This window comes from Lysinibacillus sp. NPDC093712 (assembly GCF_050280025.1).
Lineage (GTDB): Bacteria > Bacillota > Bacilli > Bacillales_A > Planococcaceae > Lysinibacillus.
Genome location: NZ_JBNNUU010000002.1, coordinates 49,200 through 65,039, shown reverse-complemented (window position 1 = coordinate 65,039; position 15,840 = coordinate 49,200). Strand labels below are relative to the sequence as shown.

23 protein-coding genes are annotated in these 15,840 nt (G+C 30.6%); all 23 read left to right on the top strand.

The features are described 5' to 3' along the window. Window positions 1-9: 9 nt before the first annotated feature. The 23 genes from ACQKNX_RS07570 to nrdF all read left to right on the top strand — a co-directional run bounded on the left by ACQKNX_RS07570 (window position 10) and on the right by nrdF (window position 15,838). Window positions 10-1,068, top strand: a complete 1,059-nt coding sequence (locus ACQKNX_RS07570) for a DNA primase (protein WP_427428342.1) — start codon at window positions 10-12, stop codon at window positions 1,066-1,068. 14 nt (window positions 1,069-1,082) lie between these two features. After that, a complete protein-coding gene (locus tag ACQKNX_RS07565; RefSeq protein WP_427428341.1) occupies window positions 1,083-1,991 on the top strand; it encodes a RecB family exonuclease in 909 nt (302 codons plus the stop codon). A gap of 29 nt (window positions 1,992-2,020) precedes the next feature. After that, window positions 2,021-3,064 carry a hypothetical protein gene (locus ACQKNX_RS07560; RefSeq protein WP_427428340.1) on the top strand — a complete coding sequence of 348 codons (1,044 nt, stop codon included), beginning with the start codon at window positions 2,021-2,023 and terminating at the stop codon, window positions 3,062-3,064. A gap of 178 nt (window positions 3,065-3,242) precedes the next feature. Further along, window positions 3,243-3,851 (top strand): hypothetical protein, encoded by a 609-nt coding sequence (locus ACQKNX_RS07555; RefSeq protein ID WP_427428339.1) that lies wholly within the window; start codon window positions 3,243-3,245, stop codon window positions 3,849-3,851. Between the two features lie 133 nt (window positions 3,852-3,984). Then, window positions 3,985-4,860, top strand: a complete 876-nt coding sequence (locus ACQKNX_RS07550; RefSeq protein ID WP_427428338.1) for a hypothetical protein — start codon at window positions 3,985-3,987, stop codon at window positions 4,858-4,860. 281 nt (window positions 4,861-5,141) lie between these two features. Then, entirely contained in the window at window positions 5,142-5,453 is a 312-nt protein-coding gene (locus ACQKNX_RS07545) for a hypothetical protein (RefSeq protein ID WP_427428337.1), read from the top strand. A 243-nt stretch (window positions 5,454-5,696) separates the two neighbouring features. After that, window positions 5,697-5,879: a hypothetical protein gene (locus tag ACQKNX_RS07540; RefSeq protein ID WP_427428336.1), complete on the top strand. Its 183-nt coding sequence runs from the start codon at window positions 5,697-5,699 to the stop codon at window positions 5,877-5,879. Window positions 5,880-5,926: 47 nt separating this feature from the next. Further along, complete coding sequence (locus ACQKNX_RS07535; RefSeq protein WP_427428335.1) at window positions 5,927-6,325, top strand: hypothetical protein; 399 nt, start codon at window positions 5,927-5,929, stop codon at window positions 6,323-6,325. A gap of 34 nt (window positions 6,326-6,359) precedes the next feature. Next, on the top strand, window positions 6,360-6,533 hold the full coding sequence (locus ACQKNX_RS07530; protein WP_427428334.1) for a hypothetical protein: 174 nt from the start codon (window positions 6,360-6,362) through the stop codon (window positions 6,531-6,533). A gap of 11 nt (window positions 6,534-6,544) precedes the next feature. Then, window positions 6,545-6,838, top strand: a complete 294-nt coding sequence (locus tag ACQKNX_RS07525) for a hypothetical protein (RefSeq protein ID WP_427428333.1) — start codon at window positions 6,545-6,547, stop codon at window positions 6,836-6,838. Window positions 6,839-6,890: 52 nt separating this feature from the next. Further along, window positions 6,891-7,100, top strand: coding sequence for a hypothetical protein (locus ACQKNX_RS07520; protein ID WP_427428332.1), 210 nt, complete (start codon window positions 6,891-6,893; stop codon window positions 7,098-7,100). A gap of 12 nt (window positions 7,101-7,112) precedes the next feature. Beyond that, window positions 7,113-7,346, top strand: coding sequence for a hypothetical protein (locus ACQKNX_RS07515; RefSeq protein ID WP_427428331.1), 234 nt, complete (start codon window positions 7,113-7,115; stop codon window positions 7,344-7,346). A 35-nt stretch (window positions 7,347-7,381) separates the two neighbouring features. Further along, on the top strand, window positions 7,382-7,849 hold the full coding sequence (locus ACQKNX_RS07510) for a hypothetical protein (RefSeq protein ID WP_427428330.1): 468 nt from the start codon (window positions 7,382-7,384) through the stop codon (window positions 7,847-7,849). A 41-nt stretch (window positions 7,850-7,890) separates the two neighbouring features. Continuing rightward, window positions 7,891-8,079 carry a hypothetical protein gene (locus ACQKNX_RS07505; RefSeq protein ID WP_427428329.1) on the top strand — a complete coding sequence of 63 codons (189 nt, stop codon included), beginning with the start codon at window positions 7,891-7,893 and terminating at the stop codon, window positions 8,077-8,079. Between the two features lie 35 nt (window positions 8,080-8,114). Continuing rightward, complete coding sequence (locus tag ACQKNX_RS07500) at window positions 8,115-8,546, top strand: hypothetical protein (RefSeq protein WP_427428328.1); 432 nt, start codon at window positions 8,115-8,117, stop codon at window positions 8,544-8,546. Window positions 8,547-8,689: 143 nt separating this feature from the next. Continuing rightward, a complete protein-coding gene (locus ACQKNX_RS07495; RefSeq protein WP_427428327.1) occupies window positions 8,690-9,394 on the top strand; it encodes a 3D domain-containing protein in 705 nt (234 codons plus the stop codon). 70 nt (window positions 9,395-9,464) lie between these two features. Continuing rightward, the gene (locus ACQKNX_RS07490; RefSeq protein WP_427428326.1) at window positions 9,465-9,842 is read left to right on the top strand and encodes a hypothetical protein; all 378 of its coding nucleotides are present in this window, start codon (window positions 9,465-9,467) and stop codon (window positions 9,840-9,842) included. A gap of 205 nt (window positions 9,843-10,047) precedes the next feature. Next, entirely contained in the window at window positions 10,048-10,470 is a 423-nt protein-coding gene (locus ACQKNX_RS07485; RefSeq protein WP_427428325.1) for a hypothetical protein, read from the top strand. 26 nt (window positions 10,471-10,496) lie between these two features. Then, a complete protein-coding gene (locus tag ACQKNX_RS07480; RefSeq protein ID WP_427428324.1) occupies window positions 10,497-10,991 on the top strand; it encodes a hypothetical protein in 495 nt (164 codons plus the stop codon). A gap of 48 nt (window positions 10,992-11,039) precedes the next feature. Beyond that, window positions 11,040-11,261, top strand: coding sequence for a glutaredoxin family protein (locus ACQKNX_RS07475; RefSeq protein WP_427428323.1), 222 nt, complete (start codon window positions 11,040-11,042; stop codon window positions 11,259-11,261). Continuing rightward, complete coding sequence (gene nrdI / locus ACQKNX_RS07470; RefSeq protein WP_427428322.1) at window positions 11,258-11,623, top strand: class Ib ribonucleoside-diphosphate reductase assembly flavoprotein NrdI; 366 nt, start codon at window positions 11,258-11,260, stop codon at window positions 11,621-11,623. Before ACQKNX_RS07475 ends, nrdI begins: the two co-directional genes overlap by 4 nt. 4 nt (window positions 11,624-11,627) lie before the next feature. Continuing rightward, on the top strand, window positions 11,628-14,873 hold the full coding sequence (locus ACQKNX_RS07465; RefSeq protein ID WP_427428321.1) for an LAGLIDADG family homing endonuclease: 3,246 nt from the start codon (window positions 11,628-11,630) through the stop codon (window positions 14,871-14,873). Beyond that, entirely contained in the window at window positions 14,861-15,838 is a 978-nt protein-coding gene (nrdF, locus tag ACQKNX_RS07460; protein ID WP_427428320.1) for a class 1b ribonucleoside-diphosphate reductase subunit beta, read from the top strand. The genes ACQKNX_RS07465 and nrdF overlap by 13 nt, the downstream gene beginning before the upstream one ends. The last annotated feature ends 2 nt before the right edge of the window (window positions 15,839-15,840 follow it).

Sequence of the window (15,840 nt, the reverse complement as noted above, 5' to 3'; positions counted from 1 at the left end):
GGTGGAGGGATGTCTGATTTACGACAAATAGAAGCTAAAATTTTTAACGAAGACCGTATTGAAGAATTATTGGAACAGTTAGGTTGTTGGGACATACTGACTGAACAGTACGGAATATTATATGTAGCAGGACTTCCTGAAGGTGATAATAGTAGAAGTGTTCAGATAAAGAATACTGAATCATTATTAGTAAATATAAGATCAAAAGGTATTACTGGAAGTATATTCGATTTAGTAAGTTACATTATATTCGGTTCTGAAACTGAACAAGAGATAAGGGATACACTTTCGAAAAGTAAATTTTGGATTTGTAATAAATTAAACTATCCAGAATTTATAGATGAGTTTTATAGAGTTACTTCTGATATAGAAGTGCCTATTAAAAATTACAATGATTGGCTTAAAAAAGCTTCAACAAAAGTTAATAAGAGTAACACTTTAAATGTAGTGTTGTCAGATAACTACATAACTGAGTATGAAGTAATTCCTTATTACGGTTGGTATAAAGATGGATTAAGTATATCTACACAAAAGTATTTTCAAATAGGTATTGATGTGAATACAGAACGTATTACATTTCCAGTACATAATAAGAATGGAGAATTAATTGGTGTTAAAGGTAGGTATTGTGGAAAAAACAAAGAAATTGAAGACAAGTACAAATACCTTTATCTAAAACCTTGTAATAAATCCATAGAGCTATTTAATTTACATAGGGCGTTACCTCATATACGTCGATTAAAAGAGGTAATTATTGTAGAAGGCGGAAAGACGACTATGTTTTTAACTCAATGGAAATATCCTAATACCGTTTCAATTGAAGGTGATTCGCTTTCACCTATACAAATAAAATTATTAAAAGAATTAGGTTTAGATGTAAAATACATATTTGCTTATGACAAGGATAAAGATGCTAACTATGTAAAAAAAGAGGCATCAAAACTAACAGGTAGAATGAAATACGGAATTATTGATATTGAAAACAATTTAGAACATAAGGATTCTCCTACAGATAAAGGTAGAGAAGTATGGGATAGCTTATATAAAAATAACATATACAAAATATAGATAGGAGAGGTAACTTGATTAATTTACCAAAATTCAGTTACAGTAAGTTAGACACTTTTGTACAATGCCCAATGAAGTACAAGTATAAGTATGTAGACGGTAACTATGTTCAATCGGATGCAGTTCATTTAGATTTAGGGAACTTATTACATAAAGTATTAGAGATTAAGCACAGAAACATAATTGAAGGTATCCGTAATGATTATACTTATTTAAAAGAAGTATATTTAAAAGGGATCGCAGAAGACACAGATAAGGATAAGGGAAATTTTATTATAGGCGTAAACGCCATCAAAGAAAAGTTTGGAGAAGATACTTTTATTGAAGTAAATACAAAAAGTAATTTAAGTTATGTAGATAAATTAGAAACCTTCTTGCATTATCTTGAAAATGATTCGATAGGTGAGCAATGGAAGCCCTTAGCGGTTGAAATAAACTTTAACTTTGAATATGAGGGAAAAGTAATTCTTAATGGTTTCATTGATCGAATTGATATTAACGATAAAGGAGAGTTACGTGTAGTCGATTATAAGTCTTCTAATAAGATATATGAAGATAAGGACTTAACCACTCCTTTACAAATGTTTATTTACACTTTAGCATGTGAAAACATTTATGGTAAAACACCAGTAGAATTTATGTACGATATGATACTTCTAGGTGAGAAACAATTAGCATGTACCAAAGGATATTACAAACGAGGTCTAAAGAAGTTGAATAAGATTTTAGATTCAATATTTGAAGCAGAAAAAACAGGTGTATATGCTCCTAAAGCAACTCCGCTGTGTCATTGGTGTGACTATTCTATTACAAATCCTAATGCACCATTTTATTCACAAGACTTATGTAATTACTACAGCTTATGGACACCTGACAATAAGACATTTAAAGTGAATCGAAAATTTGATGAATTTGAATTTTAAAAGTGGGAGGCTAAGGGAGGCGTAATTAATTGAGTAAAGTACTAGAAGATAAGAAATTGATATTCATGGACTTCGAAGTATTCTCTAATAGTATTCATCCAGATACAGGACAACCGTATTGGATGGTTGTATTTATAGAATTAAGTTCTATGAAGAAGTTTACAATTAAAAACGATTACGAAAAGTTACGATGGTTTTATCGTGTATATAAAGACGATATATTCATTGGTTATAATATAAGAGGTTACGACCAATGGATTATGAAAGGTTTACTATTAGGACAGGATGCAGGTTACATAACTAAACAAATCATTGAAGAGGATAAGAAGGGTAGTTATGTAGTCAGGAATCACAAGTCAGTACCTATGAATATTTTTGATGTAGCTACTGGTTTCCACGGATTGAAACAATTAGAAGCCTTTATGGGCAGTCGAATTAAAGAATCTGATGTACCTTTTGACATCGATAGACCATTGACTCAAGAGGAAGAAAACGAAGTAGAAGAATACTGTACTCACGATGTAACAGAAACGATCAAAGTATATCACAAACGCATATCGGCATTTAATGCTCAAGTAGGATTATTAGATATGTTTGATTTACCAATAGAACATATTTCAAAAACTTCTGCGCAATTAACTGCTCTTATTTTAGAAGCTGAAAAACAAGATTATAAAAATGATGAATTTGATTTCATTTATCCTGATACATATCGATTAGAAAAATATCCTCAAGTAAAGGAATTCTTTGATTCAATTAAGAATGGGACATTTGTTCCGACAAAGTTTGAAAAAGGTAAACCTAAAATTGAGATTGAAATTGAGATTGCAGGAGTACCAACGGTATATGCACTAGGCGGATTGCACGGTGCAATTAAAAACTACATGTATGAAGGTAGAATTTATTCTCTCGATGTTGCGAGCCTTTATCCTGCACTCATTTTGGAATATGGATTAATGAGTAGAGCTTGTGAATCGGATGCTAAATTTAGATATATTCGTGACGAACGCATTGTATTAAAGAAAGTTAAGAATCCTTTACAAGAGGCTTTAAAGCTTGCGATAAAATGTTAGTCGCAAGGATAAAAAATCCTTTGAACCTTTATCAAGGGTGTTAGATTAACGAATAGTTTAAGTAGGAAATGACTTATTAATAATCTAGCTAACAGGGGAAGCCCTCTAGTTAAAATGGGGTAATCCTGTGGTAAGACTACTTTCCGAATGGTATTACATATCTATAGAGGTGTACATAGTGTCTAATAGAATAGATTTAACTGGTAATAAATATAATATGTTAACAGTGATTGATTTTTCACACAAAGTAGGTAGGAAATCGTATTGGAATTGTTTATGTGAATGTGGTAAAAGTACGACTGTTAGATCGGATTGTCTTAAAGACTCTAACACTAAAAGTTGTGGATGTTTAAATCTAAAACCTACAGTAACTCGTCATAATGAATCCAGAACTAAATTATATGGTGTATGGAGTCAAATGAAGACTCGTTGTTTAAAAGAATATCATACTGAATATAGTAATTATGGAGGAAGAGGAATTTCTGTATGTAAAGAATGGCTTGATTATGAAAATTTCAGAGATTGGGCTAATTCAAATGGATATAACAAAGGGTTAACTATAGATAGAATAAATGTTAATGGTAATTACGAACCTAATAATTGTAGATGGATAAGTAATGAACTCCAACAATTAAATAAAAGAACAAATGTTATCTTAAATTACGAAGATAAAAGTATGACCATTAAGGAATGGTCGAATCACTTTAATTTAAATTATATGAAACTATATAATGCTCTAAGAAAAGTTGATTATAACTTAGAAGAAGCTTTAGCTTTAATAATATAAACCATTCGGAAAGTGGTAAACTGCAACGACTATCCCATTATGGGAGTACAGTATCTATTGATACGTTACTGGAAGTGGAGGACATTCTTAATTTTAGAATGAAGATATAGTCTACTCCTCATGGATAGTAAACATGAGGTATAAAGGAAATACAGTGTACGGAACGTTCGGAGATCAATACAACAATTTATATGATAAACGTATGATGCGTTCGGTATGTGTAGCAGGACAAATTCTATTAACTGATTTTATTGAGCGCATAGAACCTTATTGTACCTTATTTAATTTAAATACAGATGGTGTATTCTTTGTATGTGAATCGGATGATGATTTAGCTGAAATTATCGAAGCTCAAAAAGAGTGGGAACAACGTACTAGACTTATCTTAGAGTTAGAAGAATATGTGAGAGTAGTACAGAAGGACGTAAACAACTACATCATAGTACCAGAAGGTGGATTATACACTGAAGAAGGTAAACCTAGATGGAAAGCTAAAGGTGCTTATGTAAAACAATTATCAGAAATTGACTACGATTTACCAATTGTTAATTTTGCAGTAACTAATTACTTCTTAAAAAATAAACCTGTTGAAGAAACAATTAATGAATGTACTAAATTACACGACTTCCAACGAGTAGTTAAGATGACAAACGCTTATGACTATGCAAAGAAGAATTGCAAGTTTGAAGCAGTTAAAGTATTAAATGAAGTTACAGGTAAAATGAATAGGAAGGTAATGTTAGTAGATGAAGGATATTTACTACAAGATAAAACTTTCCGAGTATTTGCTTCATTAAGAGAAGACGATGGTGGGCTATTTAAACAGAAAAAAGGTGAAAACCCTGCTAAATTCTCTAACACTTCTGAGAAATGTTTCATAGACAATGAATCGATGGAAGGTAAATCTGTACCAGATTATTTAGATCGTCAATTCTACATTGATTTGGCACAGAAGCGAGTTAATCATTTCTTAGGAGTTAGTAACCGTAAGAAGAAATTAAATAAATAATTACATAAAAATTAAATATTATAAAAAGTGAGGATGATTGGTTATGAAAGAAAAATGATATATTGTTTACATTGAAAATAAAGGATTCATTGATACATTCGACTTTGACAATAATAAATATAGTACTACATTGAGTTATGAAACATGTGACTATTCAACTAGTAAAAATGATGCTGAAAGAATTGCATACAAATTCAAAGGAGTAGTCTTAGAAACTGAAGTTTGGGCTTAAATAAAAGAAACCTATTATATGAAAATACAAAGGAAAGGAGGCATTTGCTATGTACGCTGTATGTAAAAACGGAAAATGTGCTCAAACTTATTTACTTGAAGAAATAATTAAAGGTCGATCAGAAGAAGTATTTTTAAAAGATATTAAAATAACAAAAGGTTATCGTTGTAAAAAATGCAAGGGTATAGTTGTTGATTTAGATGGTAAAGCGACTTTATCTCAACATCCAGACATTCGGAAATTTATTACAGTAGAAGAATTAGAGGAGCAAAAGAAACAAGAGTATAAGGAAGCAAGACGAAAACTGAAAGAAGCTCATGATGTGTTTGAACGATTGAATAAAGAATATGCAGATTTTTAGGATTTAATAAAAGGAATATATTGTATAAGAAATTATAAAAATGGAGATGGTATTATGTTGATTTTGAAATTATTATTTCTTGTAGTAGGTATTGTTTACACGTTTTCTAATTTTACTAAGTTAATCAGAGGTCATAAAATTTACTCATTACAAATGTGGATTATGGCAATATCAATTGTTGGATTTGGATATCTTCAATTCGGCATTTAATTACTACAGAGAAACTACATAGGAGGAATAGAATTGAATAACTTAAAACGAAAAAGTTCAGGTTTAGAAAAGTTTGTTAAATTCTTTATTGCATTTGTATTTATTTTGATGATTGTAATGATGATAGGACAAGGATTAATTGTTACTTACTTCATTAAAAACCCAGACTCTATTGGATCATGGATTGGAGGCTTACTAAAAGGAATAGGTTTATAATATTCATCTTTTATTTAAAAATACATAAACGATTGGAGGAATTAATAGTGGGAGTAGATGCAAGTTATTTATATGGATATGGTGCTGAGGTTAGTGAAATTGAATGGGATATTGATTATCTAAAAGAAAAATACAAAGACAAGCCTGACACTTTCATTGATAAAGAACGGACATATAGAGGTAATTGGGGTGATTTTATATCTTCATTGGAAGAGGCTATTAAAGCTAATGAGGCTGTATCTGAAGTTTTGGAGGACTTAGATGGTTTATTAAAAATTAAGTATGACGATGAAAACTATTTAACATTTGATCATACTCATATTGCTAAATTGTATCCAGACACTAAATTAAAAGATCTAGATGATGTAGCAAAACAATACGCTAAAGAATTAGGAATTAAAAATGTAGAAGTAATTAAGTGGATTGAGTGGGGTTATTTTAGTTAAAATCACACTATTATAAGAAAATAAGGAAGGTTTAATGATGACTACTAATTACAAGATATATGATGAAAGTGACAATTATTATGGTTCATTTGATGAACATAGCGATGCTGTAGACTTTGCACAAGAAATGGCTGATGATCTAAACATAGACATGTTTATCTATGAAATAAATAAAGAATTATTAAAATGCGTTATACCTAATCAATGAGGAGGGGAAAGATGGATAAAGAAAAAGAGTACGAATACAATATCGAATTAGAGAATGGTAAATATAATATGGTTTTAACAAACGAATACAAGGTTCAATATTTAAGAGGCGGAGAAGTTTGGGTAGAAGATCCACCTGCACCTAAAATGTTGATTTCTTTCATGGATAAATTTGAACGATTAGAGAACCAATTAAAAGAGGCTAAAGAATTATTGGACTACGCACGAGAAGTGCTTGATGATGTGCATTTGTATGATAGCGAAGTTTATAAAGAAATTAGTACCTTCTTAAATGAAGGAGAATAATTCATAAATAAAAGATTAGTATTATTAAATACATAAAATGGAGTTGAATCTTATGCAAGATGGGAAAACAGTAACCGAACAGAATGTGTGGGAACATTATAAAAAGGTGGAAGCAGAAAACTTTCACCTCAAGAAACAACTCGTTAATAAGAATAGAGAAATGCAGAAACTTAAACGTGTGATCAGTGTTTGGAAAGCTAAGTATGAAAAGCTTACTGAAAATCGCAAGCCAAAATATAAGAATACAAATAGACGAAAATAAGGTGATGGATACATGACTAATATTAAATTACTACTTAAAAATATTCATGGAGAAACAGTAGAAGAAAGTACCATTGCATTAACAAACGATGATACTTTGTTAGTTAGTCATCCTAAAGAAATGAATTTAGAAGTAGCTCATAAATTCTATGAGATTATTAAAAAGTCGTTAGAAAATGAAGCGAAATTTTTAATGCTTCCAGAAGGTATTACACTTAAAGTTTTAAGTAAAACAACACAAAAATAAAATAGGTGGCAACTTACGCTAGAGGAGAATAAAGAATGAAGAATTTTTTAATGGATGTAATGGATTTAAAAGTATTTGATGAAAAAGGTAAGTTCATCACAAAATTGGATACAGCTACAAAAGGGAAGTTAGTACATAATGAAAAAGATTCATATTTTGCAATAAATATTGTTGATTTTGATATTGAACTAATGAAAGCTATTGGAGAATTGAAAAATAATGAAACATTATCTGATTTTGAAAAAGAATTAGCACCAAAGTCAACGAAAATTAGATTTAAAACAACTAAATCAATTACTGATTTCAAAGATTTTAAGTTAATCGCTGAGGGCACGTTGTATAACGGTGACGGGGTAGCTTCTCATGATTTCAAAATCATTATTGATAAATCAATTTTAACATCTGGAGTAGGTGTAAATGTTGATTTAGGTAAAGTTAGTGAATTCTCTCATGTGTTTGCGATTACCTCAGATGACTTTGAATTCGAGTTAATCGAGAAGTAATCATAAAATGACAATATTATTAAGGATGTGAACAACTTAATATGAATTATAAGGAAAAATTAAAATTAGGATTATGCTTACCAGAGGACATTGAGGAAGAGATTGATACATGGCACACAGATTACGAAGGTGATTTAAGTCTTATTGAATACTTAGGTCTTACCTTTGATGAGTATGCATTATATGTGGAAAATGAAAAATTATATTATGAACAATTGAGTGTTAAATAATATTTTGATTATATTTAAGAAAGGTAAGTGATTTAATGTCAATAATGACTGTAGTAACCGCAGATGACATGTCTAAAGTGAAAGTCGAAATAAGAAATGTTTCAGTCAAATACTATACCTATGATGAGAATATCTCTACTCAGTTATACGAACGGTTTAAATATGATTTACCTAATAAAATTATCTTTGGTTCTGAGAATATTTATACTAAGGAATTTAAAAAGCTTCTTTATGATAATGAATATGAGTTAGATGAGGATGGTAAGGTTATTCGAATAAAAGATAAAGTTTGCTATAACTCGTTAGAACATGCGGTTGAAACTGAACGTGATATTTACACATTAACCGTTTCTGGTGGACAAGATCAATACAAGTTAACTGAGATTCTACTTGCAAATGGTTATATGATTTCGAGCAAAGTTGATAAAAGTAAAGTTAATATTTCTATTCATGGTAAACAATATTAGGTTGACAGAATCATGATGGCGAATTATTATTTAAATAATTACATAAAAGAAAGAAGGGTAGCTTATCTGCAAATGAAGTGCACAATAAATTATTGTCGTAGGAACTTCAAATGAGACATGTTTTGTAGAGAATAAGCGAATAAATGAAACGACTTAAAAAATCTTTAACAGTACCAACTATTATTATTTGTACACTTGGATGGTCTTGGTTTACGATTCAAGTAATTAATGATAACAGAGGGGTATCTATAGAGTCTGAAGACGTAATAAAAAGTATGGATAATTTAAATAATTATTCAATTGCATACCAAGTAAACGAATCAATTAATTTTATTCATACGGAATCAGAACGTTTAAAAGAGGAAGAGAGAAAAAGATTAGAAGAGTTGGAGCGTCAACGCTTAAGGTTAGAGCAAATTAGATTGGCTAAGATTGAAGAAGCTAATAAGTTAACTGAACAAAAGAGACTGGAAGAACAAAAGAGGAAACAGCAAGTGGTTAGTAGAGGAGATACTGGTATTACAGGAGACTGGATTTCGTTTAATGCTAGTTATTACACTGCATTCTGCTCAGAGGGCTGTACGGGTATAACTGCAACCGGCTACGATGTATCGAATACAATTTACTATAACGGGTTACGTATTATTGCAACTGATCCAAGAATAATCAAATTAGGAACAATTGTAGAAGTAAAGACACCATACGAAACCTTCAAAGCCATCTCACTTGATACGGGAGGGGCAATAAAGTCTAACAAAATCGATGTGTTAGTATCATCTACAGAAGAAGCTTATAGACTAGGTCGTCATAATGTAAAAATTAGAATATTAAAAACTCATAATAAATAATCAAATACATAATTAATTGAGTGGAGATTGAGTGTTCTTTCTCTGCTCAATTCAAAAGAGGTGAGAGTCGTTGAAGTTCCAAACTAAGATTTATTTAGTTAAGAAAGTAAACAAAATAAAGTTGAAAATCCGTGACATACTACATAAAAAGCCTTTCTACATACATTTATATAAACGCATCCAATATGAATTCATCTATAACAATAAAACATGCATTAGATACTACATGGATGTCAATACATTACGTGATGAATCATTTAAAGTTGAATTGGAATTATATCATAAGGCGTATGGTACGTATTTTAATGAATACAAGTTAGAAGAATTATTCAAGTACACAAAGGATTACATTAGTGATAGGATATCTAAGTACAATAATTTACTGTTTATCTATGGCGAGGATGATCATGGATTGTATTTTGAAGTGGGTTATCAAGATGGTTATTAAAATTAATAAAATAATTACATAATACACTTGTGTTATTGAATCTTGATGATATAATTAATTTAAGAAATACAAAAGGGGATGATAAAAATGAAGATAAGTGATTCAGTATTAGAGTATTTAGGATTCAAGTTTGTAAATAGTAAGATACGGGAGAACGAAGGGATTACATTTGAACAATACCTACATCGAGAGTTAGGTGAGTGAATTGGATGATGTTGTAATCGATGAAATAACTCAGTTTGAAAAGGATTTAACTTTTGTAAGAAACTTCTTAGATAAGTTACCTAAAGAGGTCGAACACCTTACTAAATTAGTAGAAACTAAACAAAAAGAACAAGAAGATTTATTGCATCACATGGAGTTTGAAAGTTTATCAGCTAATAAAGGGTACGAAGCATATCGAAAAATGCATATAGTTAGGAACGAACGTAGGAAGGCAAAAGATTTATTGGATGTAATGAAATGTGCAAATGATAAATTAAAATCTAAACTTCCAAACATTAGTGTATTTAATAGTGCGGTAGGAGAAGTTAGAGGAATTGTTGGTAAACACAAGACTAGAAAGTATAAACCTAGAGAATTATACGATTTAAGTTATGGTGATAAAGTGTTACAAAATACATATTAAAATACATAGAGATTGTTGGTGATTAATTGAGTTATATTGTAGTTGGAACAGACTGTAGTGGAAAGACTAGTTTAATAAATATGTTAGCCGACATTACAGAATTTAAAGTAATGAAAGGTTCAAGTTTTTCTCATTCGCAGTGTACTCAAAATGAATTATTTGAAAAGTTTTTAGAGTTTACTAAGATGGAAAACGTCATATTTGATCGATTTACATATTGTAATGAAGTGTATGCGCCCATGTATGATGACTTTGCAATGTTATCAGATGGACAACGCAGGCTTATAGAGAAAGAAATGAAGAATAATGCAACAATCATTTACTTATATGCAGATGACGAAGTATTAGAGCAACGTTTTAATTGTCGTGGTGATGACTATGTTTCATTAGAAAAGTTAAAGTATGCTAAATACAAATACGAAGAGGCATTACATAAGGTTGAACATTTAGAAGTGGTTAAATTTGATACAGGTAAGCTGACAACAATGGAAATTGTTGAACATATTTTACTTAACTATTAATTAAATAAATAAAACAATTATATAATACATATGGAAAGAGGAGATATTTTGAAATTATATACTCAGAACGTTTGTCCAAAGTGCATGTTAGTTAAATTCATCATTGAGCAAGCAGGTAAGGAGTCTCAAGTGGAATATATTAATTTAGATGAAAATGAAGGTATTCGAGAAGAATTAAAAGGTAAAGGGTTTCAATCATTACCTATCTTAGAATTTAATGATGAGTATTATATTAATCAAACTGAGATTACAAAGATTATTAATTCATGATTATTTATTCTAGTCGGACAGGTAATGTTCGATACATAACTACGAAATTAGAAAGCATTGATTGTTTAGATATTAAAGACATAGAAACAGTAGATTCAAATTTTATTATTTTTACATATACTGATGGATTAGGTAATATTCCAAAAGCAGTGGATGAATTCATGATTAATAACTATCAAAATTGCAAAGGTGTAATTGCTAGTGGCAACAGTAATTTTGGAGTAAATGTATTCTGTGCTTCTGCTGATAAAATAAATGAGAAATACGGTATTCCAGTAATACATAAGATAGAGTTACGAGGATTTGAAAAGGATTATAAATTCATCAAAGAACAATACGATTTGATAATGAGGAAGGGGTAATTGAGTGAAGGAATATTTAAAACTCAACAATGAAATTGCGAATACATATCATAGTACAGGATACTTAGATTTAGAGAAAGAGAAGTTAAGTACCAAACGTTATTTTTTAGACGAAATTAATGTTAAGATGCGGTATTTTATTGACTTAGAGGAAAAGATTAAATATCTAGTCAACGAAGGTTATTACGAGAAGGAATTCTTGGATTTATATGATTTTAACTTTATCAAAAAAATCTTCAAGATTGCTTACTCGTACAATTTTAGATTTCCTTCATTCATGAGTGCAAGCAAATTCTATAATAGCTACGCATTGGAAAGTAGAAATGGAAAAGAAATTCTTGAAAAATACGAGGACCGGATGGCAATTGTTTCGCTGTACTTAGCGCAAGGAGATAAAGTCTTAGCTGAAAAATCAGTTCGTGCAATGATGGAAAGTTATCAACCTGCAACGCCTACAATGAATAATTCAGGAAAGAAGGCTCGTGGTGAATTAGTGTCTTGCTTTGAATTATCGGTTGACGACACAATGAATAGTATTTCTCACTCTATCGGAAACGTTTTAGAGTTATCTCGTCTAGGAGGAGGCGTAGGAATAGATGTGACAGATTTACGCCCATTAGGTGATCCTATTAAGAAAATTGAAAATCGTGCAAGTGGTGTAATGCCAGTATGCAAGATTTACGAAAATTCATTTTCTTATTCTAATCAATTAGGTCAGAGACAGGGTAGTGGAGTAGTGTGGTTAAATGTATTCCATGCAGACATTGAAGAATTCATTAGTGCAAAGAAACCTAATGCAGATGAAAAAATTCGATTAGCTACACTTTCAACTGGAGTCATCATTCCTAGTATCTTCTTTGAATTGATGAAGAAGGATAAAGATGTAGTATTATTTAGTTCATACGATATTAAAAATGAATATGGAAAGAGAATGTCTGAAATAAACATTAGTGAAATGTACTATCAGTTATTGGATAATCCTAAGATTCGTAAGATTAAAAAGGTTAATGCTCGAAAACTTTATACAGAAATTAAGAAATCTCAATTTGAATCAGGTTACCCATATGAAATGTATATCGATAATGCTAATAAAATCCATGCTTTAAAAGATATTGGGCAAGTGAAAATGTCAAATTTATGCGTTACAGGTGACTCACTGTTATTGACTGAAGATGGATACGTTTCAACCAAAGAGCTATTCGAATCCAAAAAAGATTTAAAGGTCGTGATTGATAATCGTACCAAAAACTTCAATCAAGATGAAAAGGGGGTTAGTTTAGTAAACGCTATTCCAATGCAGTTAACTGCTAAGAATGCAGAAGTATATAAAGTTAAAACAAAAAATGGATTTGAAATTAAAGCAACAGAATGGCATAAGTTCTATACGCTAGACGATAAAGGCATTATACATAAAAAACAATTAAATCAATTATCTATCGGAGAGAAACTATTAATTCAATCAAATGAAGGTTTATATGGTAATAATTCAGATGCAGAGTTAGCATACGTCATGGGTATCATAACAGGAGATGGTACACTTACTGATAGATACGCAAAGATATATCTTTATGATAATAAGAAAGTGTTAAAGAATGATATAGAATCAATGGTTAAATCTCTCATTGATAAATATAAATCTGAAAAGAAATATAAACATAATGCATCATTCGAACCTTCTTTTACTAAGTCAAATGAAGTTGAAATGTATTATATGAATTCAACAGTTCTTAATGATATTTTAAATAAGTTTGGATTTAATAAGCAAAATAAATTAGAAGTCCCTGAATATATTTTAAATGGTAATAAAGAGGTTCAAACTGCGTATTTATCAGGTTTATATCAGATGGACGGAACTGTAAATGCTAATCATAAATATAAAGCTTTAACAGTTGAAATAACTAGCGTTAGTGAAAAGTTATTGATCGGTATTCAACGTATGTTGATTAATATGGGGATTTATTCTACTATTTACGCAAATAAAAAGAGAGGAACGGAAATACTACCAGATGGTAAAGGAGGTAGTAGGGAATACTTTGTCAATCCAACTTTCAAGTTATCAATACAAGACCGTGACTCTCGTGAAAAGTTTGTAGATGTCATTAAACTAAAAGAATACGACATGTATAAATTCAATTTGATGACAGAAACACTACAGCCAAAATCTCGTAAGCCTAAACATAAATTTAGCTCTGAAATTGTATCTATTGAATTTGTAGGAATGGAGGATGTCTATGACACTACCCAAGAAGATTATCAATCCTTAATATTTAATGGTATTGTGACAGGGAACTGTACAGAGATTTTCCAATTACAGCATAAAAGTATAATCAATCCTTATGACGAACAAGATAATATTGGCTTAGATGTTTCCTGTAATTTAGGATCGTTAGATATACATAATGCAACAAAAGGAGAAAACTTTGAAGAGTTAATCGATACAGCTAACCGCCTACTAGTTTCTGTTTCAGATTTAACCAATATTAACAATGTTCCTTCTGTAGCTAAAGCAAATAAATTAATGCACTCAGTAGGTTTAGGGGTTATGAATTTACATGGACATTTAGTAACTCAAAATATTGAATATGGTTCCAAAGAGTCAATTGAGTTCGTTGATTACCTAATGGAGGCGATTAACTATTATTCATTAAAATCAAACTCATTGATTGCCAAAGAGCGAAAAGAGTCATTCCATGTGTTTGAGAAATCAGAATATGCTAATGGTAATTACTTTGATAAATATATAAATAAAACGAACAAACTACCTAGTGAAAAAGTTTATAAAGCGTTAGGTAATATTCCTATCATTACATCAGAAATGTGGGAAGAATTAAAAGAACATGTTCAAAAACATGGAGTATACTCTGCTTATCGATTAGCAGTTGCGCCCACTGGAAGTATTTCTTATGTACGTAATTCTACAGCAAGTTTATCGCCAATTACTGAACGTGTTGAAACTCGTGATTATGGTGATAGTCGTACTATATATCCTATGCCTTTCTTAAATAACAGTAATTCTGAATTATACAAAGAGGCATATGAAATCGATATGTATAAAATGATTGATGTTTATGCTACAGCACAAAAACACATTGATCAAGGTATTTCAATGACTTTATATATTACAGACCAATGGAATACTGAACAGCTTTCACGACTATACGGGTATGCTCATCATACTGGAATGAAGAGCGTGTATTATGTACGTCAAAGAATGCAGACATTGGAGGAATGTGTTTCATGCTCAATTTAAAATCGTATCCTGCTATTAATTGGAACAAAGTAAATAATGAGTTAACTAAGGTGTTTTGGGATCAACAATGGAAGCAAATGTGGCTACCTGAAGATGTAGCCGTTTCTAAAGATATTAAGCAATGGAAATCATTTGAGTATCAAAATACATACAAGAAAGTGTTTGGAGGATTAACTCTGCTAGACACTTTACAAACAAATATCGGAATGAATGAAATTGCAAAGTTTAATCCTGACTTACAAGAGAAAGCAGTATTAACATTGTTCGGTGCATTCGAAGCCGTTCATGCTAAATCTTATTCATACATCTTTACCACTCTATGCAACAATGATGAAATTGAAGAGGTGTTTGATTGGGTTGAAAAGAATGAATATCTACAATACAAAGCTAATCGTATAGCCGATATCTACACATCAATTAAAGAAGATGATGATGAGTCACTATGGAAAGCGATGTTTGCATCAGTAATGTTGGAATCGTTCTTGTTCTATTCTGGATTCTTCTATCCACTGTATCTAGGTGGGCAGGGAACTTTAAGAAATAGTTCAGAGGTAATTTCGCTTATTTTACGTGACGAATCAATTCATGGGGTGGCAGTAGGTTACTTTGCACAAAATGTATTTAATAAATTTGAAGTAGAGAAACAGAATGAATTAAAAGTATGGGGTTATGAATTACTTCTTGATCTTTATCAAAACGAAGTTAAGTATACAGATGACATTTATGCTGAAACAGGTTTAAGTCCTGATGTTAAAGCGTATGTACGATACAATGCGAATAAAGCATTGATGAATCTTGGATTAGATACAATGTTTCCAGAAGAAGAAATTAACCCAATTGTTATGAACGGTATTCGTAACGAGGGAAGTACTTTCGATTTCTTTAGTCAGAAAGGTTCAACATATACAATTGCTAGAGTAGAAGCAATTAACGATTCAACATTTGATTATTCAAACTTAAAATAAAA